3 protein-coding genes are annotated in these 3,438 nt (G+C 64.7%); 1 reads left to right on the top strand and 2 read right to left on the bottom strand.

Going from position 1 to position 3,438, the window contains the following annotated elements; genetic code table 11:
- Nucleotides 1-183 precede the first annotated feature (183 nt).
- The gene (locus ADADOO_RS08085) at nucleotides 184-1,128 is read left to right on the top strand and encodes an MBL fold metallo-hydrolase (RefSeq protein WP_511276555.1); all 945 of its coding nucleotides are present in this window, start codon (nucleotides 184-186) and stop codon (nucleotides 1,126-1,128) included.
- A 112-nt stretch (nucleotides 1,129-1,240) separates the two neighbouring features.
- On the opposite strand, the gene lnt is transcribed toward ADADOO_RS08085, so the two are convergent.
- Both lnt and ADADOO_RS08075 read right to left on the bottom strand, forming a co-directional pair.
- Nucleotides 1,241-2,716 (bottom strand): apolipoprotein N-acyltransferase, encoded by a 1,476-nt coding sequence (gene lnt / locus ADADOO_RS08080; RefSeq protein WP_511276553.1) that lies wholly within the window; start codon nucleotides 2,714-2,716, stop codon nucleotides 1,241-1,243.
- A partial coding sequence (locus tag ADADOO_RS08075) for a CorC family transporter (protein WP_511276551.1) occupies nucleotides 2,694-3,438 on the bottom strand: 745 nt, incomplete at its 5' end. The genes lnt and ADADOO_RS08075, both read right to left, overlap by 23 nt.

Below are 3,438 nucleotides of genomic sequence, written 5' to 3'. Positions count from 1 at the left end.
AAGGGGAACCATTCCTGGCGGCTCGACGTCCAGCCATGGAGCAGGATCAGCGGCGAACCGTGGCCGGAAATGCCGACATGAATTTTCTCGCCATCGTCGGCCAGGAAATGCGTCATCGCACCACTCTTTGAAATCGTCAGGCCGCCAGTATAATCGCCGCCGTCAATACGCAGGAGTATGGAAATGTTCGACTGGAGAGACTACGGCAACGGCATCATCGCCTTCGACGCCGGCTACGTGCGCCCGATCCTGGCCGCCATCCACCTGATCGTCGATGCCGGCCGCGTCGCCTTCATCGACACCGGCAGCAACGACTCGCTGCCCAACGTCCTCGCCGCCCTCGACAAGGTCGGGCTGGGGCGCGAGGCCGTCGATTTCGTTATCCTCACCCACATCCACCTCGACCACGCCGGCGGCGCCGGGGCGCTGATGCGCGAATTTCCCAACGCCAAACTTGTCGTGCACCCGCGTGGTTCGCGCCACATGGCCGAGCCGTCCAAGCTCGTCGCTGGCGTCACCGCCGTCTATGGCCAGGAATACGTCGACACGGTCTACGGTGACATCCTGCCCATTCCGGCCGGGCGTATCATCGACGCCGACGACGGCCTGACCATTCAGCTCGGCCGCCGCCAACTGCTCATGATCGACACCCCGGGCCACGCCAAGCACCACATCTGCATCGTCGACGAGAAGGCGAAAGCCATCTTTACCGGCGACATGTTCGGGCTTTCGTACCGAGAATTCGACGTCGACGGCCGCCAGTTCATCCAGCCGACGACCAGCCCGACCCAGTTCGACCCAACTGAAATGCGTGCCTCCATCGACCGCCTGATGCGCTTCAATCCGCAGGCCATGTACCTGACCCACTACGCCCAGGTCACCGATCTGCCGGCCCAGGCCGCCAACCTGCTCCGCCGCCTCGACGTCCACGTCGCCCTTGCCGAAGCCCACGCCAGCGACGGCGAAACCCGCCACATCGTGACCAAGCAGGAACTCACCGCCTACCTCCTGGCCGAACTGCGCAGCCACGGCTGCACGCTGCCCGAGGCCAGCATCCTCGACATCCTGGCCACCGACATCGAACTCAATGTGCAGGGGCTGACCTGGTGGCTGGACCATCGGGGCTGATCGGCGGATTGCCGAGCCCTATTCGCGGCTCGGCATGGGCTGGCCAGGAAATCCTGCGGTCAACCGGAAAAAACACCCGGTTTTGAAATGCCTGGGCTGCTGTTCGGCCGGATCAGTTGGCGCGTTGGCGCTTGCCGCTCAGTCCAAGGAGGGCCAAGGCCACGATCAACCCCAGCGCCAGCCCGTTTCCGAAGCGGGCAAAGGGCGTCGTGCCTTGGTAGGCGCGCACATCGCCGTGCAGCACGCCGGTCGTGAAGGCGGGCAGGGCGGCGCTGACCCGGCCCCGGGCATCGATGATCGCGGTCATCCCGGTATTGGTGGCGCGCAGCATCGGCCGGCCGGTTTCGGCGGCGCGCATCTGGGCAATCTGCAAATGTTGCGGCTGGGCCAGCGAATGGCCGAACCACGCGGTGTTCGACAGATTGGCCAGGATGCCGGCCGCGGGCAGGGCGCGAATGATCTCTTCGCCGAAGACGTCTTCGTAGCAAATGTTCGCCGCCACCTGCTGGCCGGCCACGGCGAGCGGCGCCTGGGCTTCCGGGCCGGGCGTGAAGGACGACATCGGGATGTTGGCGTAGGCCATGAACCAGGCGAAGCCGGCCGGGATGAATTCGCCGAAGGGGACCAGATGGTTCTTGCTGTAAACCTGCAGCGGCGCGCTGCCGATGCTGACTGCGCTGTTGAAATACTGGTCGCCAACGCCGGTCAGCGTGCCGAAGATGAGGTCGCCGTTCCGGCGTTTGGCCAGCGTTTTGAGTTCGTCGAGGTATTCAGTTGGAATCTGGTCGATGAAAACCGGGATGGCGGTTTCCGGCAGCACGGTCAGTTGGGCCGGGTTCTGCGAGATCAGTTCGCGGTAAAGATCGAGGGTGCGGAAAAAGGCTTCCGGCCGGAATTTCATTTCCTGCGGCACATTGCCCTGAATGAGCGCGACGCTGATCGGCTCACCGACCGGCGTCGTCCACGCCACTTGCTGCAGGCCGAAGCCGGCCATGCCGAGCGCGGCGAGAACGGGCAGGCCGACCTGCCAGCGGACGAGCAGGGCGCCGCTCAGCGCGACGAGCAGCGACAGGCCGTGCACGCCGATGAGCGGCGCGAAGCCGGTCAGCGGGCTGGGTGCGGCTTGCGAGTAACCGACGGTAAGCCACGGGAAGCCGGTGAAAATCCAGCCTTTTAGCCAGTCGACCGTAGCAATCAGGGCGGCGAAGAGCAGCGCCTGCCGCCAGAAAGCGTCGGCTTGAAAGCGCTTGAAAAGATAGCCGGCGACCATCGGAAACAGCGCCATCACAGAGCAGAACAGGAAAGCCGCCGGCCCGGCCAGCCACCATGGCATGCCACCAAAGACCGAGAGGCTGACGAAAACCCACGACACGCCGGTCAGGAAAAAGCCCATCCCGAAGGCGAGGCCGGTGAACAGGCCCTGGCGCGGGCTGTCGGCCTGGCGCAGCAGCCAGAAAAACCCGAGCCAGACGAGCGGTGCCAGCCAGAACAGGCAGAACGGCGCGAAGCAACCGACGCCGACGACGCCGATGGTCATGGCGATCAGATAGCGCGCTGCCCGGTTTTTAGCCAGTAAAGTCTTCAGCACCGGCAACTGGCTTGGGTGCCGGTGTCACCAGCAGGGTGTACAGCCGGCGGCTGTCGGCGCGCAGGACCTGGAAGCGGACGCCGTCGATGTCCATCACTTCGTTGCGCTTCGGCACGCGGCCGAGGTGGCGCAGGACGAGGCCGCCGACGGTGTCGAATTCCTCGTCGGAGAAGGTGGTCGTAAAGGCTGCGTTGAAGTCCTCGATCTCGGTGCGCGCCTTGACGCGGTAGCGGCCAGAGGCGTCGAGGCGGATGTTGTCGTGGGTTTCGTCGAAGTCGTATTCGTCCTCGATGTCGCCGACGATCTGTTCGAGAACGTCTTCGATGGTGACCAGGCCGGCAACGCCGCCGTATTCATTGACGACGATGGCCATGTGGTTGCGCGAGACGCGGAATTCGCGGAGCAGGACGTTGAGGCGCTTCGATTCGGGGATGAAGACGGCTGGGCGCAGCCAGTCGCGGAGATCAAAATCCGGTTCGATCTGCAGACGCAGCAAGTCTTTGGCGAGCAGCACGCCGAGCACTTTGTCGCGGTCGCCGTCGACGACCGGAAAGCGCGAGTGGGCGGCTTCGATGACGACGGGGAGGATCTCGCTCAGCGGGTCGTCAATGTCGATGACGCCCATCTGGGCGCGGGGAACCATGACGTCGGTGACGCGGGTGTCGGAGGCGGCCAGGGCGCCTTCGATGATGGTCAGCGCATCGGCGTCCATCAGGTTGCGC

Origin of the sequence: Azonexus sp. (assembly GCF_036170495.1) — a bacterium.
Classification (GTDB): Bacteria; Pseudomonadota; Gammaproteobacteria; order Burkholderiales; family Rhodocyclaceae; genus Azonexus.
This window is presented reverse-complemented; position numbering and strand designations above follow the sequence as displayed.